Origin of the sequence: Arthrobacter antibioticus (genome assembly GCF_030063205.1) — a bacterium.
Lineage (GTDB): Bacteria > Actinomycetota > Actinomycetes > Actinomycetales > Micrococcaceae > Specibacter.
Map to the genome: position 1 here is coordinate 193356 of NZ_JASISQ010000007.1, position 24080 is coordinate 217435.

At 58.6% G+C, this 24080-nt stretch carries 21 protein-coding genes, 1 tRNA gene and 1 rRNA gene; 9 read left to right on the top strand and 14 right to left on the bottom strand.

Annotated elements, in window-relative coordinates; translation table 11 throughout:
* Positions 1 to 10: 10 nt before the first annotated feature.
* Genes QMG40_RS14560 through QMG40_RS14580 form a run of 5 tightly spaced genes read right to left on the bottom strand, consistent with a single transcriptional unit; the run spans position 11 to position 6540 of the window.
* Positions 11 to 1822, bottom strand: coding sequence for a type IV secretory system conjugative DNA transfer family protein (locus QMG40_RS14560; RefSeq protein ID WP_283531824.1), 1812 nt, complete (start codon positions 1820 to 1822; stop codon positions 11 to 13).
* Complete coding sequence (locus QMG40_RS14565) at positions 1819 to 3276, bottom strand: ATP-binding protein (protein ID WP_283531825.1); 1458 nt, start codon at positions 3274 to 3276, stop codon at positions 1819 to 1821. Before QMG40_RS14565 ends, QMG40_RS14560 begins: the two co-directional genes overlap by 4 nt.
* Positions 3273 to 4736 carry an SCO6880 family protein gene (locus QMG40_RS14570; protein ID WP_283531826.1) on the bottom strand — a complete coding sequence of 488 codons (1464 nt, stop codon included), beginning with the start codon at positions 4734 to 4736 and terminating at the stop codon, positions 3273 to 3275. Before QMG40_RS14570 ends, QMG40_RS14565 begins: the two co-directional genes overlap by 4 nt.
* Entirely contained in the window at positions 4729 to 6240 is a 1512-nt protein-coding gene (locus QMG40_RS14575; protein ID WP_283531827.1) for a type IV secretion system protein, read from the bottom strand. The genes QMG40_RS14570 and QMG40_RS14575 overlap by 8 nt, the downstream gene beginning before the upstream one ends.
* 9 nt (positions 6241 to 6249) lie before the next feature.
* Positions 6250 to 6540: a hypothetical protein gene (locus tag QMG40_RS14580; RefSeq protein ID WP_038466388.1), complete on the bottom strand. Its 291-nt coding sequence runs from the start codon at positions 6538 to 6540 to the stop codon at positions 6250 to 6252.
* Between the two features lie 226 nt (positions 6541 to 6766).
* On the opposite strand from QMG40_RS14580, the gene QMG40_RS14585 reads away from it, so the two are divergent.
* Positions 6767 to 7786, top strand: a complete 1020-nt coding sequence (locus tag QMG40_RS14585) for a hypothetical protein (RefSeq protein WP_283531828.1) — start codon at positions 6767 to 6769, stop codon at positions 7784 to 7786.
* 229 nt (positions 7787 to 8015) lie between these two features.
* On the opposite strand, the gene QMG40_RS14590 is transcribed toward QMG40_RS14585, so the two are convergent.
* Genes QMG40_RS14590 through QMG40_RS14600 form a run of 3 tightly spaced genes read right to left on the bottom strand, consistent with a single transcriptional unit; the run spans position 8016 to position 10826 of the window.
* The gene (locus tag QMG40_RS14590) at positions 8016 to 9149 is read right to left on the bottom strand and encodes a C40 family peptidase (RefSeq protein ID WP_283531829.1); all 1134 of its coding nucleotides are present in this window, start codon (positions 9147 to 9149) and stop codon (positions 8016 to 8018) included.
* Positions 9149 to 9859: a hypothetical protein gene (locus QMG40_RS14595; RefSeq protein WP_283531830.1), complete on the bottom strand. Its 711-nt coding sequence runs from the start codon at positions 9857 to 9859 to the stop codon at positions 9149 to 9151. The genes QMG40_RS14590 and QMG40_RS14595 overlap by 1 nt, the downstream gene beginning before the upstream one ends.
* Before the next feature lie 40 nt (positions 9860 to 9899).
* Positions 9900 to 10826, bottom strand: a complete 927-nt coding sequence (locus tag QMG40_RS14600) for a sigma factor (protein WP_283531831.1) — start codon at positions 10824 to 10826, stop codon at positions 9900 to 9902.
* Positions 10827 to 11075: 249 nt separating this feature from the next.
* Between QMG40_RS14600 and QMG40_RS14605 the strand changes: the two genes are divergently transcribed.
* On the top strand, positions 11076 to 11399 hold the full coding sequence (locus QMG40_RS14605) for an ArsR/SmtB family transcription factor (protein WP_283531832.1): 324 nt from the start codon (positions 11076 to 11078) through the stop codon (positions 11397 to 11399).
* Here QMG40_RS14605 and QMG40_RS14610 read toward each other — a convergent pair.
* Positions 11353 to 11853 (bottom strand): hypothetical protein, encoded by a 501-nt coding sequence (locus QMG40_RS14610; RefSeq protein ID WP_283531834.1) that lies wholly within the window; start codon positions 11851 to 11853, stop codon positions 11353 to 11355. The genes QMG40_RS14605 and QMG40_RS14610 overlap by 47 nt on opposite strands.
* A gap of 16 nt (positions 11854 to 11869) precedes the next feature.
* Positions 11870 to 12226, bottom strand: a complete 357-nt coding sequence (locus QMG40_RS14615; RefSeq protein ID WP_283531835.1) for a hypothetical protein — start codon at positions 12224 to 12226, stop codon at positions 11870 to 11872.
* 555 nt (positions 12227 to 12781) lie between these two features.
* Between QMG40_RS14615 and QMG40_RS14620 the strand changes: the two genes are divergently transcribed.
* From QMG40_RS14620 to QMG40_RS14630, 3 genes are all read left to right on the top strand, one after another.
* The gene (locus QMG40_RS14620; protein WP_283531836.1) at positions 12782 to 13030 is read left to right on the top strand and encodes a helix-turn-helix domain-containing protein; all 249 of its coding nucleotides are present in this window, start codon (positions 12782 to 12784) and stop codon (positions 13028 to 13030) included.
* A gap of 1252 nt (positions 13031 to 14282) precedes the next feature.
* Positions 14283 to 14468: a helix-turn-helix domain-containing protein gene (locus QMG40_RS14625; protein ID WP_283531853.1), complete on the top strand. Its 186-nt coding sequence runs from the start codon at positions 14283 to 14285 to the stop codon at positions 14466 to 14468.
* Between the two features lie 256 nt (positions 14469 to 14724).
* The gene (locus QMG40_RS14630) at positions 14725 to 15792 is read left to right on the top strand and encodes a site-specific integrase (protein ID WP_349361626.1); all 1068 of its coding nucleotides are present in this window, start codon (positions 14725 to 14727) and stop codon (positions 15790 to 15792) included.
* Positions 15793 to 15872: 80 nt separating this feature from the next.
* Here QMG40_RS14630 and QMG40_RS14635 read toward each other — a convergent pair.
* Together QMG40_RS14635 and QMG40_RS14640 are read right to left on the bottom strand one after the other, a co-directional pair.
* Positions 15873 to 15946, bottom strand: a tRNA-Thr gene (locus tag QMG40_RS14635).
* 209 nt (positions 15947 to 16155) lie between these two features.
* The gene (locus QMG40_RS14640; protein WP_283531838.1) at positions 16156 to 17061 is read right to left on the bottom strand and encodes a DsbA family protein; all 906 of its coding nucleotides are present in this window, start codon (positions 17059 to 17061) and stop codon (positions 16156 to 16158) included.
* A gap of 234 nt (positions 17062 to 17295) precedes the next feature.
* Between QMG40_RS14640 and QMG40_RS14645 the strand changes: the two genes are divergently transcribed.
* The 4 genes from QMG40_RS14645 (at position 17296) to QMG40_RS14660 (ending at position 22324) form a co-directional block, all read left to right on the top strand.
* Positions 17296 to 18747: an alpha,alpha-trehalose-phosphate synthase (UDP-forming) gene (locus tag QMG40_RS14645; RefSeq protein ID WP_283531839.1), complete on the top strand. Its 1452-nt coding sequence runs from the start codon at positions 17296 to 17298 to the stop codon at positions 18745 to 18747.
* Entirely contained in the window at positions 18744 to 19586 is an 843-nt protein-coding gene (gene otsB, locus QMG40_RS14650) for a trehalose-phosphatase (RefSeq protein WP_283531840.1), read from the top strand. Before QMG40_RS14645 ends, otsB begins: the two co-directional genes overlap by 4 nt.
* Before the next feature lie 166 nt (positions 19587 to 19752).
* The gene (locus QMG40_RS14655; protein ID WP_283531841.1) at positions 19753 to 20856 is read left to right on the top strand and encodes an ABC transporter ATP-binding protein; all 1104 of its coding nucleotides are present in this window, start codon (positions 19753 to 19755) and stop codon (positions 20854 to 20856) included.
* A 100-nt stretch (positions 20857 to 20956) separates the two neighbouring features.
* Positions 20957 to 22324: a DUF4032 domain-containing protein gene (locus QMG40_RS14660; protein ID WP_283531842.1), complete on the top strand. Its 1368-nt coding sequence runs from the start codon at positions 20957 to 20959 to the stop codon at positions 22322 to 22324.
* Positions 22325 to 22472: 148 nt separating this feature from the next.
* Here the strand turns inward: QMG40_RS14660 and QMG40_RS14665 are convergent, their stop codons facing one another.
* Both QMG40_RS14665 and rrf read right to left on the bottom strand, forming a co-directional pair.
* A complete protein-coding gene (locus QMG40_RS14665) occupies positions 22473 to 23858 on the bottom strand; it encodes an FAD-binding oxidoreductase (RefSeq protein WP_283531844.1) in 1386 nt (461 codons plus the stop codon).
* 146 nt (positions 23859 to 24004) lie between these two features.
* Positions 24005 to 24080 (bottom strand): 5S ribosomal RNA (gene rrf, locus QMG40_RS17430); the annotation flags it as partial.

The following is a 24080-nucleotide window of genomic DNA, read 5'->3' on the forward strand; positions in this document are numbered from 1 at the left end:
TTTTCTCCTCTCAACTTTCTTCTTCGGTGTTCACGCTTGCTGACTGCCTCAGCCGGTGACCGGCCGCGAGCTCACGTTCTGTTTCTTCCTTCGAGGCGCCCAACTGAGCAGCGTCCTTACGCTTATGCCATTCCGTTAGATCCAGCAGAATTGGGCGGGTGCGCCTCCCCAGCATGATCGCCGTTCCGGCAGGAAGCCTTCGGATCTCGTGTAGAGGGATGACCGGCGATTCTCTGATTTGTTCGCCGTCCTGCCGTCCTTGAGATGACCATGACCGGGTGTTGACAGTGGTGCTTCGTTCACCAATTAGGCCGGCCAAGGCACGCAGGTCTCGTTCGTCGGATCCGCCGCCGAAGATCACTTTGATGATGGCGGCATCCCATATGGTTGCGGCCTCATCGATCGACCACCCAGAACGTGCCTGGGACAGTGACTGGAGCACCACAATGGTGGAGATGCCAATCCCACCACCGTCAGAAAGCACCACAGGTAGTCCGGGCCACGGCGACAGGTTCGCAATCTCATCCAGAATCAGCGACAGCGGTGGATCCAGCCGGCCTCCTGCCGCGACGAAGGCCATCTCCCTTGCTGCATAGTCGATGTCATCAATCAATGCCGAAAGGTACGGTCCAGCCGCCGCGGCGCCTGATTTCGTGCCAATCAGGTATAGAGTTCCCCGTTGGCGGATGAACTCCTTGGGCTCAAACTGCTCTGCTTCACCGTGCGGGTCAAGTGCCGCCAAAACCTTCGGAGACGACAGCGGCGCGACGGCGGCGCTGACGCCGATCCACGAGTTGGAAGTATTGCGGGGGTCGTCGTCGATGATGCCCAAGAGGTCGGCTTGCCAGCCAAGCGCGGCCTCAGGCCGTTCCAGGAATGCAAGCGCTTCCTTCGCCAGAATCGGGCTAGACGACCACCGGCGAAAAGCCCTCACACCGTCACCCGACAGGGCGGCGGCATGCAGGAGGCATTGCAGGACAATCACAGCTCGTTTCTGCCACGCGGCGTTTTCACCCTTGAATTCCGTGTCGGCCGTGATCACCAGTGCCCGCCGGGTGGCAATATCGGGGTCTTCGCAGCCCCGAACTGGAGACCATCTGAGCGTTGTTGGGAGCCCCGACATTCCTTGTGGATCAAACACCGTCACTGGTCGGCCGCCAGAAGCTCGTGCCTTCATGGTCACCACCAAGTTGTCTGCCCTCGTCGACGTTGTGACGACCGCCCCTGGAGCGTCCAAAATGGCATTGATGATCACGTACAGGCCCTTGCCGGAACGTGGCGCCCCCTGAATGACCATGGATTCCTCAGCGGATACATGGACCGTCACACCCCGGGACCGACCAACTGTCCAGGAAACTTCGTCCACACGTGGTTTTGCCAGCCCAGGGCGAGTGTATTTCCCTCTTTTCACGACAGCCCGCGCACCAAAGTCTCGGACCACCTCCGCCCGCCGGGCAACACCGTCACGGCTGAGAATGTCCTTTCGCAGCCAAGCCCCGGACTGCCGCCAAACACGCCACAGGAAATACCCGGCTACCAAAAGAATCAGCAAGACTGCGAGCGCGGGACCAACTATCCACCACACAGCCCCGGTACCAATGGCGCATTGAGCGGGTGAGGCAACGATCCATCTCATCTGCCCTGCGAACAACCCCACGCCAGCGGAGGGACTGAATGTCCAGGATGCCGCCATGTGGCAGCCCCAACCGACAACTGCAGCTGCGGCTAGCTGAACGAAGAAGCAGAATCCCAAATACGCGGCAACGGCAATCAACGCGGCGTTCAGCAGAGGGTTTCCATCATCGAATCGGCGAGACATCATCGCATCCCCTCGTCAGTGCCGAAGACGGCCATCTCATCTGTGGTGATGCGGTTGGCGACAATGAACGAACGGTTGCCCACCTTCCACAGCCCCATGCCCTTGGGCAGGTTCTCGACGTGCTCGCACTCGGCCTCGGTGAGACCCAAGGCTTCCTTGGTCAGGCGCATGGCGTCGTGCTTTTGTCGGTAGATGATACGGGTGTCTGCCTCCGTCAGTAGGCCCAGCGCCTTTTGCCGCAGTCCACTGTTGCCATCACCAATCTCATTGAGGTCTGCAACCTTGTGCATGATCAGCAGGTTGGCGATCCCATAAGTGCGCGCCAGCCGCCATTGCTCGCTCATTTTGGCGAGCATGTACGGGTCCGAGAGCATCCGCCAACCCTCGTCATAGACGACGATCCGTTTGGCGCCGTCGGGGTTCGTCACGGCCGCTTCCAGCCATGTGGCTCCGCAGGCAGCGGCTAGGGATAGTGCCTGTTCGGAGGCGCCGATCAGGGCTGAGGTGTCCATGACCATGATGGGTGCATCCGCGTCAAAGGCAACGGTTGAGGGTGCATCGAACATCCCTTCAAGGTCGCCCGCCACGGTGCGCCGCAGTGAATGTCCGACGCCGGTCCCGCCGTCGCGTCCGACCAGCGCCACTGTTTCCGGGGTTGGGTCGAGCAAGTACTTCAGTACCATGGGCAACGTTGGTGTGCTGTTGGCGGCCACTGCATCGGTGAGCGCCATGTCCAGCGCGGTATGTTCCACCGGGCTCATCGGCTGGCCTTGACGCATTAGTGACACCAAAGCGACCAATAGGTGCCGGCGTCGCTGCCGGACAACCGCCAGCCACTGCTCATCCGAGAGCAGGAGTGACCTCGGACCGGCATCAAGCGGATTGACTCTGGCTGGCTTCCCCGGGCCCACTGAAATGACCTTGCCACCAAGCGCTTCAGCAAGCGGAACCCACTCCCCTTTGGGGTCGGAGGCCACGGCCGCTTTGCGGCCAAGTGTCACTGACCGGGCCACCAGAGACTTGCCGCACATGGACTTCCCCGTGCCAACAGTCCCAATCACCACGATGGAGGGCCCGCTGATCACACCCTTTTCGTAGAGAATCCAAGGATCGTAGGAAAACGCGCCGGAACCGAACACATCCGTGCCGATGTACGTACCCTCGTGTCCCAATCCGGACTCCGTCAGGAACGGATAGGCAGCAGCAAAGGTCATGGTCGACGCTCTGTGCGGTGCGAGCCGCAACCGATGCGGTCCACGCATCGACGCAGGATCGTGGCTCCCCCAGTCACCCTGCGAGCGCTTCTGTGAACCATCTCCTGCCGGATGTGCGAACCGGTCCCACAGTGAAGCGCGTGGCGAGTTGGACAGCGAACGTTCGTTCCGCCGTCGTGCTTCCCTCTCAAAACGGGATTCACCCGCCGGAACGAAGCTGACATGCTGATCGTGCTTGCTCATTTCAATCCCCTTCCCAGCGGCAGCGCCCCGGCGACGAACGCCGGCCACTGCTGCCCGGCCAGTAATCGCAGCTCAACAAATGCGCCGGCCGCCGCCGATTCAAGTTCTTGACGATAGCGAGCAAGGTCATCGAGAGTGTCCGCGGTGATGGTGATGTAGGCAGCGGGGCGCACATCGCCATGACCAGCAACGATCTCGTCCTCACGCTCGGCCACCTCTTCTTCCTCGGCGCGTTGCTCGCGCGTGAGTGGCCGGTCGAAGCGGGCGTTGATACGACGGCGAGTGTCGTGGGCTTCGTGCGCCGAACGGATGTCGCGCAATGCCTGGTCGCTGGGGATTGCTCGGATGACTTCCGTGACTGTGTGCCGGAAGTTGCCCACATAGACCACGGGGTGAAGAAACCCGGGAAAAACCTGCTGCCGCGGCCACTCGGCGATCCAGAATGTCTGGTGAAAACCGGAGTCTGTGCGCAGGTAAGACCAGTGTTCCTCCACGGCCATGGGGCCAGCAGTCAACGGCGCAGCCTCGGTGCCTTGCTCCAAAGCGGCAAGTCGGGTGACAGCTTCAGGGTCAAAGGCGCCCCGCATGACGGCTGTTAGCTTGGTGCCGGGCAACCATTCATCCACGGTGACGCCATGTGACTTCAGCCCTGTGGTGAGTGCTTCCACTTCCGAGGCAACCACATGCTCCATCCCCACCAACGATCCACCGGCATCCCGTATGCGCCGCCGTGCCTTGGCCGTGTCGATGACCAGACAGACGAAGAGCTCGTGGATCATGGTCGAACCAGCAGCCGCTATCAAGTCCAGATAGGACTTGTCACCCCACCGCACGTCTTCGATGCGCGTCGGAGCTTTCGCCCGGTCATAGAATTCACGAAGCGCGGTGGACGGATATGGGACCGTGTAGTCCTGGATCGCCAACCGTGCGACGGCGGGCCGCTGTGCCATTGCTGTTTGCACCCGGGACCATGCCTGTACTGCATAGGCCTTGTCGTCATCGTCGAGCAGGGCAAACGACGTTGTAGTGCACCGCAGGACAGCTATTGCTTCGTGGCCCTGGCGGTCGACGACGAATGCGGCACCTTCCTGGGTCTGCCGGAGTTCAAGACTGCCCAGTCCTCCGGGGAGGGCCAAGTGTCCGGCTGGCCGTGGCTGTTCTGGTTTAGCCAGGAATTTGGTTTGACCCAGTTGTTGGCGCAACAGAAAGATGGTTGCTGCGGAGGCCCAAACGGGATAGGGAATCCTTTGGTACTGCAGCACACCAAAGAGGATGAGCCCCAGCCATATGGGCATCGTCAATATCAGTGCGGGAGGTCCACCCGTTGCGGAGGCAATGGTTCCTGCCAGAACACCGATAGCTACGAGCCCCAGTTGGTACCACTGAAATCCCATGAACAATCCATGCCGTTCATACCGGGGGAACTTCACCGGCTGCAATGTGCGCGTATTCTCAGACATCTTTCTCCCTTTCCGGGTTGATTCTTGGTGGCCGCGGGGCCGGGGGCGCTTGTGGTGCGCTTAGTGGCGCTGCAGGCGGGTGTGGCTTGGGTGCCTCGGCTGCCGTAGATGCCGGTGCCACAGGTCTTGGGACTGGTGTACCTGCCCGTTGTCCGCCTGCGGCAACACCGTTCTGTTTCGACGGGGAAGGCTCCGAGACGGCGCTTACTGGCGTTGTCAGTGGCCCGGAATCAGACCTGGGCTGCCTGCTTGGAGTCGGTGTAGTGGGGTCCCGATGCGGTGTGCCAGCGCGTTTGATGTACGGCTGCCCGTAGGTCTTGGTTTCCGACCCCGGCGGTTGGCTACCTCCGCTGGGAACTGGCTGGCCGCCGTCGTTCTTCATATTCTGTTGGCCGCTCACCTTCCCCACTTTCTGGAGCTGTTTCAGGTTCGGTTCTGCACCGGACTTGACCGTGGGTTCGGCACTGGATGGGACAAGGGTCGGTTTCTGGGACCCCAGGCTAGACAGCGAGAGCTTGCCCCCGGCTTGCCTGCTGATTTGCCGGGCGGCGAAACTTCCGCTGCGCGATAAGACATGGCCACCGCCAGCAACTTGAGCGGCTCCTGCGAGCTCGCCTCCGGCAAAACTGACGAGCCGCAACGCCATCAGCGGCGCCGCCCAGGCCAGAAGCATGCCCACCGCGCCGGAAGCTAGACCCGCGAACGATGTCGAGTTGGCAAACAGTTTGACCGCCACCGCAAGCACTGTGGCAGCCAAGGGTTTGGCGATCAGCAGCGCCACGACGGTTTCGCACCAGCGCCGCGTCCACGACATCGTGTGTTCCCACGGCATGAGCATGAGGGCGACAGGTGCTGTAGCGGCTAGAACAAGAAGCGCGAAGGAGCGGAAGATCATTGAGCACATAAGAACGAACGCGAGCACCCAAACCAGGGCCACTGCTACCACCGTCACAATAATCGGTCCTGTGGGGCCGGACGTTCCCGGGCTGGTCATGGAAATGAGGTCCCATTCGTGTCCGCTGCCTGCCGGCGCCCGAGTGAACCCAAAGAGCCGCATGAACACGACGTATGGATCTGATCCCAGCGTCTGCAGGACTGCACTGGAAGCAGAATCAGTGAACTGGGTGAGCTTCTGCATGAGGCTCACAGCACCAATGACGACGGGGACGGCAATTCCGCCAGCAATAACGGCGCGTACGATCCGGCGAGGCTGCTGGCTGATCATTCCACTCAAGAGCTGCAAGATCATAACCACCACGAGCGGGGTCATCATCACCACGATCCACCAGTTGGTCACACCGCTCACGGCTGTCCAGTCAGATGGCCCGAGGTCGGAGACACCAAATGCACCTGAGATGAACGACCACATCCACGACGCCATGCTCTCCAGAATGCCAGCGAACATGTTCGTAATGGTTTGGGTTGCAGCGTCTTGGGTTTGGGAGATGAGTCCGCATCCGGGCGGCCACCACCCATTGGCCTGGCATTTGATCATGGGCAACATGGTGCATGCCTAAAAGCCGAGATGAAAGGCCGTCTGGGACCAAAGGATGTAACCGTTGATGCCGCCGAGGATGGCGGCCACGGGGCCTGTCCAGAGCAAGATCATGCCGCCGCCTGAGGCCAGCCTGGAGGACTGGCTCAACTTGCCGGCGAGCAACATTGCTGCACCAAGAATGGCAACGATAGCAATGATGATGAAGGCACCAACAAGGATGCCGCCGCCGATCTCCTTCAGCGATTCAAGGAACGGGAAGGTTGTGTTTGGTGTAATGCCGGGATCCACCGGCGCTGCTAGGAACATCGTGATCTCCTATCGAGACCTTCCATCGTTTGAAGGAAGGGTTCACGATGTTCATGGTGGATGGAGAGTTACACGACGTGGGGAGATACACCCTGCCAGTTGCGAGAGTTCGGGTAACAGTCACGATAGTGGTCGCAGAGCCTCGAACAGGCCGCCTGAGTACTCGTCGGCGAGTCAGCACCCACTCGAAGGTGGGACAGTGCAAACTAAAGTATGGAGCTTGGATATGAATGACGATTCCTCGGAAGATTCAGCATCGTCGACAACCGGTGGACTCGCGGCTTTCATTGTCCGTATTCTCGAACAACTTAGTCTCAGCGCGTGGCTTCCTGCGGGCCTGCTGTCAGCATCAGTGACTCTACTTGTCTGCTTTCGTCAGGAAAGGAGCATTAATTTAGTTGCCGCCATCGGCAGAATCACAGACAATCCTTGGGGAATAGTCTTGCTTGCCGTCCCACTTCTCTTGGTTGCAACGATGATCACTCAAGCGTTCTCCTACATTGCGATCCGAGTATTAGAAGGCTACTGGAGCCGGGGAGGTCTCGTTTCGGTTTGTCGTTCTCTACTCATTCGTTGTCAACTGAGAAGGCGATCAACGCTCATGAAACAACGAAAGAAGGCCGTCGAGAATGCATTTGGACTTGCTCGACCTAAAATGCTGGAAGCCGGTTGGACGAGACTCGTGGTAATGAGATTTGAACAAATTGCATTAGGAATCGATCCAGATGCAACCGGAGAGCGGAGCATCGAGGAAGATCAACTTTCAGACGAAGAACTGCGGATCCTGAAACATGCCAGTTGGCGAACTTTCTGCGAACCTTGGAGACTGGCGCGAATTGACTCTTTAGGAAACGAGTATCTTCGCTACCCGGAGCCGTTACGAATGATGCCCACTAGGCTTGGAAATGTGCTTCGCGCATCAGAAGACACCCTTGAAATGACTGAAGGCAACCTCCAAAGCTTCGTAATGAGGAATAAGCAGCTTCTACCTCTTAGGCTTCAGCATGACCACGATCACTACAGAACTCGACTAGACATGTATGCGATGTTCGTATTCATTGGCGCGTTCCTTGCCGTATTATCACCACTGATGCTCGCAGGGAAAGTCTGTGACTCGTGGGCCATTGCAACAATTTCAGGGTTCTTCATTGCACTTTGTATAGCGGGTTATCAGGCGGCCATTGCAAGCGCCGAGGCCTACTGTGGCATCTTGAAAGAACTTGACAGGATCGTCAAGTCTTCCTAGTTCAGACTACCTTCCAGGGACACTTACCATCTTGATATGATCTCTTGGGCAATTCGGCGCCCCGGTCTCGGAACCTAGTCGCCTGCCACAAATTGGACATTCAAATGCTCTCTGCTGGGGTTTATCGTTACCCGGAACTCTATCGTCGCCCATGTTCAACACTGTCCGCCTTTCACCATCGCGAGTCAAGAGGAGGTCGGCTGATTTCTGGCAGATGGTCCCTTGGCCGCTACACGCCCCTAGAAATCAACGTGAAGTACTCCGTCCTAACGTTCCAAGCAACTGGATGCAGCAACGTCCCAGCCGTCGGGTTCAGCGCACTGTACATCATGCCGTTTCCTGCGTAGATCCCGACATGTCCCCAGTGGTTGGGTCCGTCGGGGTTTTGCACAACCAAGTCGCCAGGCTGCGGCGTCGACGTCAGTTTGCCGGCAATCCACTGCTCTGTCCGCGGCAGGTTAATCCCAACCTGTGCGTAGATCCATTGCACGTAGCCGGAACAGTCCCACGCCTTGAACGCGGTTCCACCCCAAATGTAGGTGCCCCCGACGCCTTCCTGCGCATAGTGGATGATGTCGCGTCTCAGCTCGCTAAGATTGGCGGGCACGTCCGGTGCGCTAGTGACTCCGGGATCTGGAGAACATGCATCCACGGCTGAGCCTGATTTCAGCGCTGCAACGATCGACGTGGCTTCCTCTTCCCACTGGTCATAGAGCTCAGGGAAAGCAGATACTTGGACGGCCTGCGCTGCCTCACCCTTGCTCATAGACGCCCAGCCGGGTACATCCAGCAGTCCGCGTGGCGATCCGTGATTTGGCCCGGTTGTGCCACCAAAGAATGCCTGGGCATCGTACCCAGGATTCATCAGCTCTTCCACACTCCCCCATCCAGCTGATGCTCGTTGTTGGGCGGAGCCAACCGAATCGTGATCCGAGCCGACACCGTCGTGGGCAAAGGCCATCGATGATGGCACCGAGCTGTTGGCCAGCATGCGAAGCCCAGACTCCTGCAACCCAACCATGATCGCAATCTGCAGCCCGGCATCCGACACCGATAGCTGCTTGCCTACCCCAATGAGCGCCTGAGCAACTTTCACTTGCGCAGCAGACAGCACAATCGGTGTTCCACCAGCGGATGAAATCGACAGCCCCGCGCTCGTTGCCGGCTGGGCCCCGGTGTTCGCGACGGTCGATACATCGGTGAGGCACGACGTCGTACTTTCCTGGGTGGCCGAAGCCACCAGTGCCAATCCCCCACACATGGCCATGATCAGCACTGGCACCATGACACCGACGACTGTTGAAACAATCCGCAGCAACGCACGCCGTTTGACCACGGCGAGCAGCACTGCCGGGACAGGCATCAGTAAACGATTCGATCGGGCGAGGCGTAGAACCCCACCATGACACACCGGTCGGCCGGCGCATTGGCAGCTGGCGGGCAGTTGACCATGACACTCACGGGCGCACTATAAGAATTGCCGCCACCAATCTGATGTTCCGTCACCTTCAACGTGAACGTGCAGACGTGCAGCCCCACCCACGGGGCAGGTTGGGTCTTCACCTGTGCCAGCTGGCCATCACAAGCCGAACTGACGACGGTGGCCGTGCGGTAGGCATGCATGCCGGATAGCGAGGCGAACGACGCCGCAGTCACCCCGGTGGCCTGAAACTCCTGAGCCAGTACCGTCAATGGATTGGACCCATCCGGCAGCACATCCCACCACGACCGCACCCTCTCATAGACCGCTGAGAACGTAGAGTTCCTAGCATCCCATGTATAGATCATCTCCGCAGCAGCCTTAGCTAGGGTCTTGTAGTCCGCTGTTTTGGGCTCATCTTGGGCCAATACAGGTTCGGATTCCTGCGTTGGATGGGCGACGGCGGGACTCACGGTTGCATGCGTCGCCGCCATTGGCGTGGCGGGCGAAGGGGACGCCAATGACTCAGGAGCCGTCGGTCTGGTTGCAAAAGCAACCACGGTAGCGACGATCAGCGTGGCTATGACGGCGACAAGTAGAAGCAACTTGCGGCGTCGAGCCAACCATCGGGCAGTTCTGGCAAATCGGGACATGAGTAACCCCTCTCACCGTATTCATGGTTGAGGAACGGAACTACGACATGAGCTGAGGACCTACCGAAGCCAACGTGTTGGAATTTGCAGGTCCAGATGTGGGCTGTTTGGCCACGGCGCGCTCCAACACGTCCAAGGCGGCGGCATACAGCTTGCGGGCGTAGCTAATCCGGCCTTCGAGGTAATTTGCCCTGAGCCCAGTCTCCGCTGACAGCTCGGCGACCTTGGCAGCCCTGTCAGCTCCGCGAACTCCCGTCAGTACCAGCCGTTCTGCGACGACCTGCAGGAGAACTGTTGGCAAGCAACACACGGCGGTGGCAATCACTGTTGCTGCATCGCAGAGTGCCGCTGGCTCCACGTCCATGGCTGCGCGGACGGTCACTGCCGTGTGGCGGAGCGTTGTGACAGCCTGCCAACCCTTCCGCTCTTCCCACCCAGACTCGTGCCCCGGGTGGCGCTCTCGGGGCGCAGTCAGGCACTCCACCGCCAGTTCCCACGTTTCCGCCGTCACATGTTCACGAACCGTCGTGAGCACCTCGACCGCCCATTCGTGCTCAGCAACGCGTTCACCGCTCTCTGTCGCAGCGAAGTCGACGGGTGCCACGGGAGAAACTTCGGGATCTGCGTTCAGGGACATCCATGGGTGGGCAAGGGTGCGGCGAATGTGGTCAGCGCACAGGTGCACTGCGATCCCTTGGACCCACGCCCCGAAGGTAATGCCAGGCAATTGACGGTATCGCTGCTTGACTAGTCCTTCCCAGGCGGCGACACGGACATCTTGCATAACGTCATCGACGTCGTCAACGTGTCCGATACGCAAAAGTCGCGACCGCACAAAGGGCCGGACGTTTTCAACCGCAGTCATGAGCTGGTCAATGGGGATTTCTGGAACTGGAGGGTGTTCCAGTGAGACGTCAATGCTGGTGTTTCGGAATTCTGGCTGTGATTCTCTGGACTTGATGCCCATCATCTTCACCGTTCTCGTGCTTTTTGGTGATGGTCGACGAGCGGCGTCGAGGCTGGCGCCGTTGGTGGTGCTTTCAGCAGCTCGCACTGGGAGATGGGGAAAGCGAACTGGTATCCCAATTCAGAGGCAGCCCGATGAATATCTGGAGGCCGCCCCGGCATGTTGTTATCCCTCCATTGTTAGAGTGACCATAGTTATTGTCAAGATGCATATGTTCACTTGTGGATATCTTTGGGGCAGAATGGTGCCATGCCGCACATTACGCAACCAGCTGACGATGACTGGTCACCTGAGATCGAGGCTGCTGTTGCCACTTTCGGAAACCGGGCACGCAATGAGATCCTGCGCTATTTAGCGCACCATTCGCCTGCCACGAGGGGCGACATTGTTGCGGCAGTCAGTTCAGAGGCGCCCAGCGTTGCCAAACACCTCATTATTCTGGAAGAAGCAGGCGTCATTACTGCTGACCGCGAACCCGGGCAAAGGCACGGGCGGGCCCCTCGCTATTCAACGAACAAGGCCCGAATCAGGGAGCTAATGGCTGCCCATCGCCGCTATCTTCTGGATCAGTAGCATCTGTTTTAGCTTGGTGCAGCCTGATGTCGTTGTTCAGAAGCTCGGTGATGGCACGCAGAGTTTCGGGAGACACTTCCCCGAGCGCCCGTGCGGCGAACGACTTCACCTTTGCAGCTCTCAACGCTTTAAGAAATTCAAGCCGCGAGTCAATCTGCTCGGGAAGGCCTGATTCCCCATCCCCGCGCAGGTAGGAAGGGTCAACGCCGAAGATTTCACTGATGGCGGTCAGTAGTCTCGGGTCCGAAACCAGGCGGTCAGTTCCATCCTTCATGTACGACCAACGGGCCCGCGAAAGTTTCACACCTCGATCAGATAATTTTTGCTGCAGTTCCAGAAAGGTCATAGGTGATCCACGTTCGGCTATGACGACGTCAAGCAAGAGATTTAGCCGACGTGCTAGAACGAACTGGGCGGATTGCTCAACGTCCGAGTCGCCACGATCATCAGTCAAGGCTTGCTCCTGCCAGTCATATCTGGGGCGGAACCATCCTTCCGCCAGGCGCGGTAGGCCTGACACCAGTATTTCTCGCTGTGGTGCCTGTCGCAAGCAATCGTTCAATCGCGCGGTCCAGTGCCGCCATCAAAAGCAATTCAGCACTACCATGCCCGATGCCTCCTTCTATTCCTGCGGTACGTTCGTATGCTGCCAGACCAGGTGGCTCCAATGCCTGCATCGCATCCAAATGGTAGGAAACCTCCCTCAGCAAGGGCATAAACGTTCTCAGAAACTCCAATTCCTCAGCCTCATTGCGCGCCCAGTACCGCTCATCGTAGAGTATGCCCGCGGCCCGGTGGAAGGCTGCAATTTGTGGATGTTCGGACATGTCGCACGCTCCTGAGATTGGCCTCGATCCCGCGCCGTGACGGCGCAGGAATCCAATTGCCTTTTAATGGTTCCCAATCGCTCTTCCGACGTGCGGCCCAAGAGGCGTAAGCTTACGATTTGGACATGTACAACAGATCCCCCTTGCCGAGGGAGGTGGCAGAAGATGGTTCCTGTCATGTCGAAAACGCTGTTCACGCCAGCTAACACCAGGCTGTTGCACCTATTGAAAGTAAGCTGCCCGCTCGACGTGCGGAGTATCAGCTGGGCCTTGGCCGCGCGGCCAAGCCTTGTCCGCCACCAATTGTGGGAGTTGCGACGGCTTCGCCTCGTCAGCCGGTCGAGACCCAAATCTGAACTTCAGCCCGACCGTTTCACTGTGAATACTCGGCAGTTGCAGAACGCACTGGCCGTTGCAGCGCAGGAACTGGGAGTCGCAGAAGAGTAGCTGGTGACGACCACGTTGTGCGGAGGACGATTCCCCATGAACAGCTAAAGCTGGCATCAAGCCACGCCGCCGCGTCACCAGGCTAGCCATCATAAAGGAGAACCCGCAATGACCATCGACCGTGCTTCCGAATCCACCACGTCACTTGCAGCCCACCGCTGGCTCTCGCCGCAAGAGGTCTGCGACGAATTGCGTATCCCTAAGCAAACCTTCTACCAGTGGCGCGCCCGCCACGTTGCGCCGCCAGCATATCGGTTCGGCAAGCTGCTCAGGATTGACCGGAACGAATTCGACGAGTGGCTGTCGGACCACGGCGAAAGCTTCGGGTCAAGAGATGAAGCACACGGAGCTCGATGAATTCTTGCTTTTCCTCACATCAACGTCAATGTGAGGCGCCGGTCCTTGTCGAGGCAAATTCTCGGGGCACGTAACTGATGGCGATGAGGCAACTGCTAAAGCCCACGTCTCCAAGTAAATAATGACCCGCGCCGTTCGCGCATCACCCCAACGGAAGTTCGGTACCCAGCGGTCCACGGAGTTATTCCAGATCACCGACGTCCTCCGGAAAGTTGGGACGGATGAGGTCGAAATGCTCTACGATCCATATAGCTCCGAAAGCCTTGAAATGCTGACTAGGCTTCGGCTGGTAGCTCGTTGCACTCGGGACAGCGTGGCACCATGCCCTGCACGAGACCGCCATTTCCGTAGACGCGCCAAATGTGCGCACTCGGGCACGCCCAATCTCGGTAGTCACTGGTCTCGTCCCCGTTTGTGCCGCACGCCGGGCAAGGGGGGCGGCCATACCCGTCGAACAAGCCGTCTTCGTCGGCTTCCATAACCCACGTATGCCCGCAGTCCCGTCGCGGGCAAACAAAATTGGTCGTCATAATCACGATCATACTTCTTGGCCGGAGACTCTTTCCCCGATCGTGTGTCATCGATTGCATCAGTGTATCCGCCAGCAACGTCGCCGGCAGTTTGTGGTGGCAGGCACGGACGTCCAGCCGGGCTTGGTGACCAACTTTCCGTTGCCAAATGCGCAGGACTGCCGACTGTCGGACAGGCTTGCCAGCAACTGTCCGTCTCGATGTACTTTCCGTCGAACAAGCACCGCATCAAGAATGCCATGGCCGGCCGGTCAGGCCCGTGCCCCGCGCTCAGTCACAGCGATCAGATCGACACATGATCAATTTAGAAAGACAGACACCAATAAAGATGACATGCATCCAAATCAGCATGGACCAGCTAATGTCGCCACCAAGTACGGGCGCCTCAGGCGAAGGGAAGACATGCGGCCATACGAAACTAGGCACGGACTTGATCAAGTAAGACGTTGAGCTCTTCATGTCAGGAAACATGCGTAGAACTTCTCGAAGACCCCGCCAAACCTGATTCGACGCGAATTGAGCCTTGAATGTATCTACGCACACATGACGCGTTGCTTCTACCTACAGCACCACAAGCGGCCCCGCATCAGTTTGTAGGGGCAATCAGCCCATACGTCCGAACCCGGTCACGTAGTAAATCAAGGCAACCACCATGAAGTAGGTGTAAGTACCCACAACTCACGGAGGACATCATGGACAAGCAGGAACTTCCCGTCATTACTATGCCGGAGACAGCTTTAGACTGGCTCTCTCCGTCAGAGATCTGCCACGAATTGCAGATTCCTCTGCAGACCTTCTACCAGTGGAGGTCGCGGGGCGTTGGACCTCATGCTTACCGGATCGGCAAGCATTTGAGAGTCAGCCGTGCTGACCTCGAGTCCTGGCTTGAGCTCCGTTCCGATCCCTGAACGCCCACGTTAAGGAACCAGAAATGGCCAGGGAACCACTGCCACTTGGCACGTGGGGTCAGATCAAAGTCAGCCGAAGCACGTCTGGCGCGTGGAACGCACGCGCCAAATACCGCGACATGGACGGCAAAGTACGGATAGTCGAGGCACGGGGCACCTCGGCCGCATCGGCTCGCCGAAACCTGCTGCAAAAGTTTGCCGATCGTAAAACACCGCGATATGGACTGGTGAATCCGAGAAGTAAGATCACCAGCTCATCGAGGTTTTTCTCGTTGAAATGCAGTCGTCAGACAGGGCGGACCGCACCAAGGACAAGTACGAATACTGCATCAAGAAGTACATCGCACCCGCCATTGGAGAAGTACGTGTCAGTGAGGCCACTTCCGGCGTCATCGACAACTTCATCCGTAAGCTTGTTGAAGACGTCGGCCCCTCAACGGCCAGGAGCTGCGGTGCCGTCATGTCTTGGATGTTCAAAGTCGCCCTTCGCCACGATGCCATCACCGTCAATCCTGTCATCGGTGTTTCGATTCCGAGGAACAAGACCACCAAACCGCAGGCTCTGGATGCCGCGCAATACCAAGATCTACGGGACAAGCTCATTTCGTGGGAAACGGCCCCAGCCCTCGGACGGCCCCGCACCCAGGAATTGCATGAAATCGCCGATTGCCTCATCGCGACTGGGGCACGGCCAGGTGAGCTCTTTGCGCTCACTTGGGATGACATTGCCTTGGAGGCTGAACCGCCGACAGTTTTCATCAACGCCACGGTCATCCGAACCAGCGCCGGTGGAGTTCGGATCCAAGACCATCCCAAATCCCAGCACGGTATACGCCACGTCACCGTTCCAGACTTTCTGGTGGAACAGCTGCGGGAACGCAAGCAGCGTCAAATAGAATCTGGGGTGCCAAATCCACAGAACCTGGTATTTCCGTCGTCAACCGGCACGGTTTGCGACGCCAACAACATTGGCAAGCTGTGGCGCAAGGTTGCGGACTCACTGGGATACGAGTGGGTGACTTTGAAAACCTTTAGAAAGGCCAATGCCACCCTCATCGCCAGAGCCTTCGGTCCAGAGGCTGCGGCCTATCAAGCCGGCCACTCCAAGGTCTCCATGACCCAGGAGCATTATATTGAGGAGCTTCGCGAGGCGCTCGACACCAGGTCTGTCGTGGATGCGTTCAAACCGAAGGACAGGGCCGGACAAGCTCACCCAGAGGAGGATGAAGTGTCTCCTACACCGGAAACGCAGGAGCCTGAACAAGCTCTACCAGACGAGGAGGACAAGACAGAAAATGATGAAAAGGATGACCCAAAAGTATGAGTTAAGTATGAGTTAAGCCGAAAATGGCCCCTTTCGGGGCCACTCTCACATCCAAAATCCCTGTAAATCCGGGCTTTTTGGGCCCCCTGTCGGATTCGAACCGACGACCCCCGCTTTACAAGAGCGGTGCTCTGGCCAGCTGAGCTAAGGAGGCAAACGCAATCAAGCGCTAGACAAGGCTACCGTACGCCTTGCTGAAAATGAAAATCCGCACCCTCTGCACAGGATCAGCCTAGAACAGGAAGTTGCGCAGAGTCAGCTCAAACCGCCGCAAAAACAAGGTGCCGCGCCCGCACCCGGCGAGCGCAGCACCTAGCTAAACCCAAAACAGAAACCCAAAACAGAACTTAAGACAGAACCAACCTACTTCTTGGCGTCCAGCACCTTCGTTGTGAAAGCTGCAAAGTCCTTATCGGTCTCCGGCATCCACTGCTGGCCGTCAACAAAGACGGTCGGTGTGGCACTGACACCGGCGGCTCCGGCAACTGCTCCGGCGTAGGCAACGAACGGGCGGAACGTCTTCTCGCTAATGCAGCTGCTGATATCGGCCGCACCAGCTTCGGTAGCCAGCTTCTCCAGCTTGGCGTTATCCAGGCCCTTGCTGTTTTCAGCAGGCTGGTTGGTGAAGAGGGAATCGACAAACGCCTTGTACTTATCCGGGGACTGATCAACCACGCATGACGCAGCGGCCGCAGAGCGTGAGGAGTAGTTGGTGCCGGAAGAGAAACGGTCCAGGAACGGCAAGGCCCGGTATTCCACGTTCACCTTGTCTGTACTGCGCAGCTCATCAAGTCCGGGGCCGTAGTTCTGCTCAAAGCCGTTGCACGCGGGGCACATGAAGTCCAAGTACACCACTACCTGCGCAGGCTTACCGGATGCGGATGCCTTGATGCCAATCGCGGCAGGATCGGCCACGGTGGTAGGCCGCTCAGCAGGCTGCTCAGGAACTGAAGTGATATCAACAGTCTTTTCAGTGGTGGTCGGGGCAACAATGGCCCCGTCCTTGCTCACCGTGACACCACCGTAAACGTTGGCGTTGGCAGGCACCGCGCCGGCATCTGCCACAGGCTCATTGGCCTTGGTGGTGTTGATAACGATCAAGGCAATGATGATGATGACCGCAATGACGCCCAACAAAACGCCACCACGAATCAGCCAACTGTTGCGCTTTTGGTTTTTCAGCTGTGCATCACGAATAACTTTTGCCTTTTCACGGGCAGCTGCCGTGCGCTGAGCATTTGTCATCCGCGGTTCGTTTTTAGAGCTCATAGTTCCTCAAGTCTTTGGGCATGAAAAAGGCCGTTCAACGGCAAGTCCTCCATCATCCTAAATGAATAACCTTGGAAGTAGCCGTATAGAACCGTCACGCCCACCACAGGCACGAACAAACCACAAACAAGACACGAACAAAGCCAGCACAACCACAAGTCATTAGACACAGGACCGATTTCTTACCACACGCTAAACTGGACCAAAGTGTAGATCTACTTATGGGAGTTGCACGTGCCAGTCGATTCGATCAGTAATCCTGTCCACCATCCGGGCAGTTCCGACTTCATTGTCGTCTCAAACCGACTGCCCGTGGACAGGGTCCCGGCTGAAGAGTCAGAGGACGGCTGGCGGCGCTCCCCTGGAGGCCTTGTCACCGCCCTTGCCCCCGTCATGGCTACCCGCGATGGCGCATGGGTTGGTTGGCATGGCGCTCCGGATGAAACTCTTGAGCCCTTCCACCACGGCAATATGGACCTGGTTCCGGTGCCTTTGTCCGAAGAAGAAGTGGAGCTCTACTATGAGGGCTTCTCCAACTCCACGCTCTGGCCGCTCTACCACGACGTTATTGCCCCACCGGAATTTCACCGCACCTGGTGGGATGCCTACCGAACGGTCAATCACCGCTTCGCCCAGGCCGCTGCGGACACCGCCGCACCCAACGCCACCGTGTGGGTGCAGGATTACCAACTTCAGCTGGTTCCGCGCTATCTGCGCCAGCTGCGCCCCGATCTACGCATTGGCTTCTTCAACCACATCCCATTCCCTCCCCCGGAGATCTTTGCCCAGCTTCCTTGGCGCAAGGAAATCATCACTGGATTATTGGATGCTGACCTCATCGGTTTCCAGCGCGCCAGCGATTCAGCGAACTTCCTGCGCTCAGCCCGGCGTTTTGTTGGTGCCGGCGTCAAGGCTGCCCAGGTCCAGATCAAGGACAATGACGGCAAGGTGGTGCACATTTCCCGTGCCGCACCGTTCCCCATCTCCATTGACGTGGGTCAGATCAAGGCACTTGCGGCTAAACCTGAGGTCATTGCCCGTGCCAAGCAAATCCGCGAGGATATGGGCAATCCAAAGACTATTCTGCTCGGCGTGGACAGGCTCGATTACACCAAGGGCATCACCCACCGGCTCAAGGCTTATGGCGAACTCCTTGCCGAGGGGACCATCAAAGTCCAGGATGCCGCACTGATTCAGGTGGCCAGTCCCAGCCGCGAGAGGGTGGAATCCTACCGCCTGCTCCGTGAGGAAGTTGATGGCATGGTGGGCCGGATGAACGGCCAGTTCGACACCATCTTGAACACCGCCATCCGCTACCTGCACCACAGCTACCCTGTGGAGGAAATGGTTGCCCTGTACCTGGCTGCCGACGTCATGCTTGTCACCTCTCTGCGTGATGGCATGAACCTGGTGGCCAAGGAGTACGTTGCCGCCCGCAGCGACAACACCGGCGCCCTGGTGCTCAGTGAGTTCACCGGCGCCGCTGACCAGCTCAAGTCAGCCCTCTTAGTGAACCCGCATGACATTGACGGTCTCAAGGGCGCCATTGTGCGGGCCATGAACCTCTCCCCCGCCGATTCCAGCCGCCGCATGCGTGCCATGCGCCGGCAGATCCTCTCGCACGACGTCCAGCGCTGGAGCGAGGAATTCCTAGCCACCCTCCAAACGGATGCCGTTCAGGTATGAGTCTGCCCACCGATCTGCGCGAGGCCGTCCTCACCCTTGCCCAAACCCCGCACCTGCTCCTTGCCCTGGACTTTGACGGCACCATGGCCCCTCTCGTCAGCCGAGCCCAGGACGCCCGCCCACTCCCTGGCTCTGCCGCAGCCTTTGCCGCACTAGCCACTTTGGAAGGTACGACGACGGCACTCATCTCAGGCCGGGCACTGGCAAGTTTGCGTCTGGTTGCCTCCCCTCCGCCACCAACATTGTTGGTTGGCAGTCACGGCGCGGAAACCTGGTGGGGGCCCAACTCTCCTGCCCTGGAACTCGCCCCAGCCCAGGAAGAGGCGTTGGCGCATGCCCGCGCCGCGGTTGCCAGCGCCGTCAGTAGCTTTCCCGGCACCGTCGCGGAACAAAAGCCGGCCGGCGTCGTCCTGCATTACAGGCTGGCCAGCGACACCGATGGGCAGGCCGCCGTCCACCGCGTCAGGACAGCACTGGATGGTGACCCCGCGTTCCACATCACCACCGGGAAAATGGTGTTGGAAATTTCGGTACTCAACGCCAACAAGGGTGAGAGTCTTACCGCACTGCGCACCTTTAGCGGTGCAACGGCAACCTTCTTCGCCGGCGATGACGTCACGGATGAGCACGCCTTTGCCGCACTGCAACCCGGAGACCTGGGTGTGAAAGTGGGCCCCGGGGACACCTCAGCCGCCTTCCGCATCCCGGATGAGAGCGCACTGCCTGAGCTCTTGGAACTACTCCTGGAAACCCGCTCACGCACACATCCGGCACAGTACCCAAACACAAACGTCAGCACAAACGCCAGCGCAAACCCCAGCGGATTCCCGGGCGGCTAACCCTAATCACACCAACGTGACGCCCGCCATGGGGAACTGGGCGCAAATGTGTCATACTTCATATGTTGGCTTATGCGCTGCCTTGTCAGTGCGCGGCTAATGCTTTGAAAAACCATTCACTTGAGGATCGTTCGGCACGTACCTGCCGATGAAGGGATTTATTGCTGTGGCTACAGTAACTTTTGATAACGCAACCCGCATTTACCCGGGCACCACCAAGCCCGCTGTTGACAAGCTCAACATTGACATCGCCGATGGCGAATTCCTTGTACTCGTTGGACCTTCCGGTTGCGGAAAGTCCACATCACTGCGCATGCTCGCAGGCTTGGAAGATGTCAACGCCGGCCGCATCCTGATTGGCGACCGCGACGTCACAGACGTTCCGCCCAAGGACCGCGACATTGCCATGGTTTTCCAGAACTATGCGCTATACCCGCACATGTCCGTTGCCGATAATATGGGCTTTGCCCTGAAGATCGCCGGCATCCCCAAGGAAGAGCGCGCCACCCGCGTAAAGGAAGCCGCAAAGCTCCTTGACCTGGAGGCTTACCTTGACCGCAAGCCGAAGGCACTCTCCGGTGGTCAGCGTCAGCGTGTTGCCATGGGCCGCGCCATTGTGCGTAACCCGCAGGTCTTCCTCATGGATGAGCCGCTCTCCAACTTGGATGCCAAGCTGCGTGTGCAGACTCGCACCCAGATCGCCTCACTGACCCGCCGCCTGGGCGTCACCACCGTTTACGTGACCCACGATCAGGTCGAGGCCATGACCATGGGCGATCGCGTTGCAGTGCTCAAGGACGGTCTGCTGATGCAGGTTGACACCCCTCGCAACCTCTACGATGCCCCGCAGAACGTGTTCGTTGCCGGCTTTATCGGCTCCCCAGCCATGAACCTGCTGGAACTGCCTGTTGTTGACGGCGGAGTGAAGTTCGGTGGTTCAATTTACCCCGTGCCCAGCGCCGTGTTGGGCGAGGCTGCAGGGAATACTGTCACCGTTGGTATCCGCCCCGAGGACCTTGAAGTTGTTGGCGCTGGTGAGGGCTTGGCTGTAGAGTCCGACGTCGTTGAAGAGCTGGGTGCCGATGCTTACGTTTACGGTCACGCCATCATCGACGGCAACGAGCGCGACATGGTTGTTCGTGTTGACGGCCGCCGCCCACCGATGAAGGGCGACACCATCCACGTCCGCCCGCAGGCCGGCCACGTTCACCTCTTCGACGCCACCTCTGGTGCTCGTGTTGGAGATAAGTCAGTGACCCGCGACCTCTAATCGCTACCCGCTCCTTTGGGGCAAGAATTTGCGGCGCGGTTGCCTCCTGGATTTTTTCCAGCAGGCAGCCGCGTCGCTCCTTTTAAGAGAGACTTAAGTTATGACTGAGCATCCCGGCGCCAATTGGAACAACGAACCCACAGACTTTGAGCAGATTGGTAAGTTGCCGCGTAAGAGTGTGCCGCCGGCACAGGTGATGGGTTCACTGAACATCACCGCGGCCACCACGGATCCAGGTCTGCTTGATCTGCCCTGGCATATCAAATTAGAGGAATGGCCGGCCGCGAACTTGGCTGCCCTGCCCCGCGGCATTTCCCGGCACGTGGTCCGCTTTGCCCACCTTGACGGCTCCGTCATTGCCATTAAGGAAACCTCGGAGCACGTAGCCAAGCATGAATACCACATGCTGCGTAAACTGGCCCGGCTGGATGTGCCCTGCGTGGAGCCTGTCGCTGTGATCAGTGGGCGCACCACCCCCAACGGTTCACCGCTTGATCCGGTGCTAGTTACCCGGCACTTGAAGTTCTCCATGCCCTACCGCGCTTTGTTCTCACAGAAGCTGCGCCGGGATACCCTCACCCGTTTGATCGATGCCCAGGCCCTGCTGTTGGTGCGTCTGCACCTGGTGGGTTTCTACTGGGGAGACGTTTCCCTCTCCAACACCTTGTTCCGCCGCGACGCTGGCGCCTTCGCCGCTTACCTGGTGGATGCCGAGACGGGCGAGCTCTACCCCGATCTCTCCACTGGACAGCGTGAATACGATCTTGAAATTGCCCGCGTGAACATTGCCGGGGAGCTGATGGATCTACTCGAAGGGGGGCTCATTGAGGAGAAGGTGGATCCGGTGGCCACCAGCGAGCTGATCATGGACAGCTACCGCCGCCTGTGGGCAGAGTTGACGGAGAAGGAGTCCTTTGAGCTCGGGGACCGTTGGCGTGTGGGCGCCCGCATCCGTCGCCTGAATGATCTGGGCTTTGATGTTGAGGAGTACGCCATTAAAACAACTCCTGACGGCTCTACTATTCAGCTCCAGCCTAAAGTGGTCGACGCCGGGCACCACCAGCGCCGCTTGCTGCGCCTGACCGGTCTGGACGCCCAACAAAACCAGGCACGCCGTCTGCTCAATGACATGGACTCATTCCGCAATGATGTTTCCCCGGATAAGGATGAGGAGATCAGCGCCCACGAGTGGGTCAGCACCATCTTTGAGCCCATAGTCCGCTCTATTCCGCGTGAGCTGGGCGGGAAGCTGGAACCAGCCGAGGTGGTTCATGAGGTCCTGGAGCACCGCTGGTACAAGTCTCAGCAGGAGGAGCGCAACGTGCCCCTGGCCGAGGCTGTGCAGTCTTATGTGGATGACATCTTGCGTTTCCGCCGGGATGAGGATGCCATCATGCTCAGCGATGATACGGCCACCATCAAAATGCTAGAAGGCGGTGTCCTCCCCGACGCCGACTTCGAAGACTAACCCGACGCTCGCTCACTCCACGTCGCCTTTTTCTCGACGCTCGCTCACTCCACGTCCACAAATGACGAACGCTCCTGCAGTGACTGCTTTCACAAGCGCAGTTACTGCAGGACCGTTCGTATAAACACGACGTGGAGTGAGCGAGGGTCTAGGGGATGGCCTTGCCAGGATTCAAGATGCCTTGCGGGTCTAAGAGCGCCTTGATGCTGCGTTGCAGCTCCAGCACCTCCGCCGACTGTTCCAGGGGCAGCCACCGCAGTTTGTACTGGCCGATCCCGTGTTCACCTGTAATGGTGCCGCCTAATTCAAGCGCCTTATCGATCGATTCATCCAACGCATCGTTGAGGGCCTTGATACTCGCAGCATCCATCCCTGGCACCGAGAACGTGGGGTGCAGGTTGCCATCACCGGCGTGGGCAATCACGTGCAATTGAACACCGTGGCGGTCAGCCATCTCTTCAAGGGCAGTGATGTAGTGCACCAGCTGTGACCGCGGAACAGCAACGTCTTCTCCCACACGATTTTCCGCGTCCACATCTAGCCCGCGGTTATTCCGTCTCAAGTCAACGAGACGTTGCGCCTCCATGGGGTCCTCCCGGCTGACCATGCCACCGATTTCTTCAAGGACTTCTGCAGCTACGGATTCCTCTAGTTCAGCCGCTAGACCGTCGAATTGAATCAGTAATAATGCTGTGCCGCGGCTGGAGAGCTTTGTCCCGTTGCGGAAATCTAGTTCCTTGAGAGACGGCCCGTCCAGGAGTTCAAGAATGCACGGCTGCACGCGGGCTGTCCCCAGAGCCAAAACACCTGCAGCCGCCGACTGTACATCCGGGAAGAATACGGCCAGTGTCCGCACAATGCTTGGGAGGTACTTCAGCCGGAGGGTTGCACCAACAACAATGCCCAGCGTACCTTCAGAACCTACGAAGAGACTGGTCAGATCGTAACCCGCAACACCTTTGAACGTCCTGTGACCTGTATGGATCAGGGACCCGTCTGCCAGCACCACGTCAAGTGCCAGCACAGCGTCACGCGTAACCCCGTACTTGGCGCAGCGCAGACCACCTGCATTGGTGGCAATGTTCCCCCCGATGGTGGAGATCTTGTAGCTAGCCGGATCTGGTGCAAACATCAGCCCAAATTCGCTCACCGCCGCATTCAAGTCTCCGTTGATCACCCCGGGTTCAACACGAGCGATCTCATCGGCCGCATTGACCTCTAGAATCGTATTCATCCGCGTCAGGTTCAACACCACTGAGCCGGAGGTGGCGTGAGCTCCGCCAGAGACACCGGTGCCGGCGCCCCGTGTCACCAACGGGACATTATGGGCTGCAGCAGCCCGCACTACGACTTGGACATCGGCCACGTTTTCCGCCCAGATAACAGCAACTGGTTCTTGGTAGTCCGTTACGGGCCCCTGGTCGACGGCGTATGTCTGCAGGTCCGCTGTGGCCACGCTAAGTTGATTCTCGCGGAGGGACTCTCGCAGCGCAGCTGCAAACTCTTCATTTAAGTGATGTTCCTGTACAGCCATGTCCTGCAGAGCCTTCTTTCAACGCCGGTGTGTGCCATTTTAGTTGAGGCTGTTCATTCTCTGCACACTGTGCTCTTTTGTGGAGGGGTGTTAAATGAGGGAGGCCCCGCACCGTGTGGTGTGGGGCCTCGACCTTTTTATGTGTTGTCCGGCGGTGTCCTACTCTCCCACATCCTCACGAATGCAGTACCATCGGCGCTGTGGGTCTTAGCTTCCGGGTTC

What these genes read in the sequence shown, in the direction of transcription:
- QMG40_RS14560 (WP_283531824.1), bottom strand. Translation starts at nt 1,822, where the DNA reads ATGATGTCTCGCCGATTCGATGATGGAAACCCTCTGCTGAACGCCGCG.
- QMG40_RS14565 (WP_283531825.1), bottom strand. Translation starts at nt 3,276, where the DNA reads ATGAGCAAGCACGATCAGCATGTCAGCTTCGTTCCGGCGGGTGAATCC.
- QMG40_RS14570 (WP_283531826.1), bottom strand. Translation starts at nt 4,736, where the DNA reads ATGTCTGAGAATACGCGCACATTGCAGCCGGTGAAGTTCCCCCGGTAT.
- QMG40_RS14575 (WP_283531827.1), bottom strand. Translation starts at nt 6,240, where the DNA reads ATGTTGCCCATGATCAAATGCCAGGCCAATGGGTGGTGGCCGCCCGGA.
- QMG40_RS14580 (WP_038466388.1), bottom strand. Translation starts at nt 6,540, where the DNA reads ATGTTCCTAGCAGCGCCGGTGGATCCCGGCATTACACCAAACACAACC.
- QMG40_RS14585 (WP_283531828.1), top strand. Translation starts at nt 6,767, where the DNA reads ATGAATGACGATTCCTCGGAAGATTCAGCATCGTCGACAACCGGTGGA.
- QMG40_RS14590 (WP_283531829.1), bottom strand. Translation starts at nt 9,149, where the DNA reads ATGCCTGTCCCGGCAGTGCTGCTCGCCGTGGTCAAACGGCGTGCGTTG.
- QMG40_RS14595 (WP_283531830.1), bottom strand. Translation starts at nt 9,859, where the DNA reads ATGTCCCGATTTGCCAGAACTGCCCGATGGTTGGCTCGACGCCGCAAG.
- QMG40_RS14600 (WP_283531831.1), bottom strand. Translation starts at nt 10,826, where the DNA reads ATGGGCATCAAGTCCAGAGAATCACAGCCAGAATTCCGAAACACCAGC.
- QMG40_RS14605 (WP_283531832.1), top strand. Translation starts at nt 11,076, where the DNA reads ATGCCGCACATTACGCAACCAGCTGACGATGACTGGTCACCTGAGATC.
- QMG40_RS14615 (WP_283531835.1), bottom strand. Translation starts at nt 12,226, where the DNA reads ATGTCCGAACATCCACAAATTGCAGCCTTCCACCGGGCCGCGGGCATA.
- QMG40_RS14620 (WP_283531836.1), top strand. Translation starts at nt 12,782, where the DNA reads ATGACCATCGACCGTGCTTCCGAATCCACCACGTCACTTGCAGCCCAC.
- QMG40_RS14625 (WP_283531853.1), top strand. Translation starts at nt 14,283, where the DNA reads ATGCCGGAGACAGCTTTAGACTGGCTCTCTCCGTCAGAGATCTGCCAC.
- QMG40_RS14640 (WP_283531838.1), bottom strand. Translation starts at nt 17,061, where the DNA reads ATGAGCTCTAAAAACGAACCGCGGATGACAAATGCTCAGCGCACGGCA.
- otsB (WP_283531840.1), top strand. Translation starts at nt 18,744, where the DNA reads ATGAGTCTGCCCACCGATCTGCGCGAGGCCGTCCTCACCCTTGCCCAA.
- QMG40_RS14660 (WP_283531842.1), top strand. Translation starts at nt 20,957, where the DNA reads ATGACTGAGCATCCCGGCGCCAATTGGAACAACGAACCCACAGACTTT.
- QMG40_RS14665 (WP_283531844.1), bottom strand. Translation starts at nt 23,858, where the DNA reads ATGGCTGTACAGGAACATCACTTAAATGAAGAGTTTGCAGCTGCGCTG.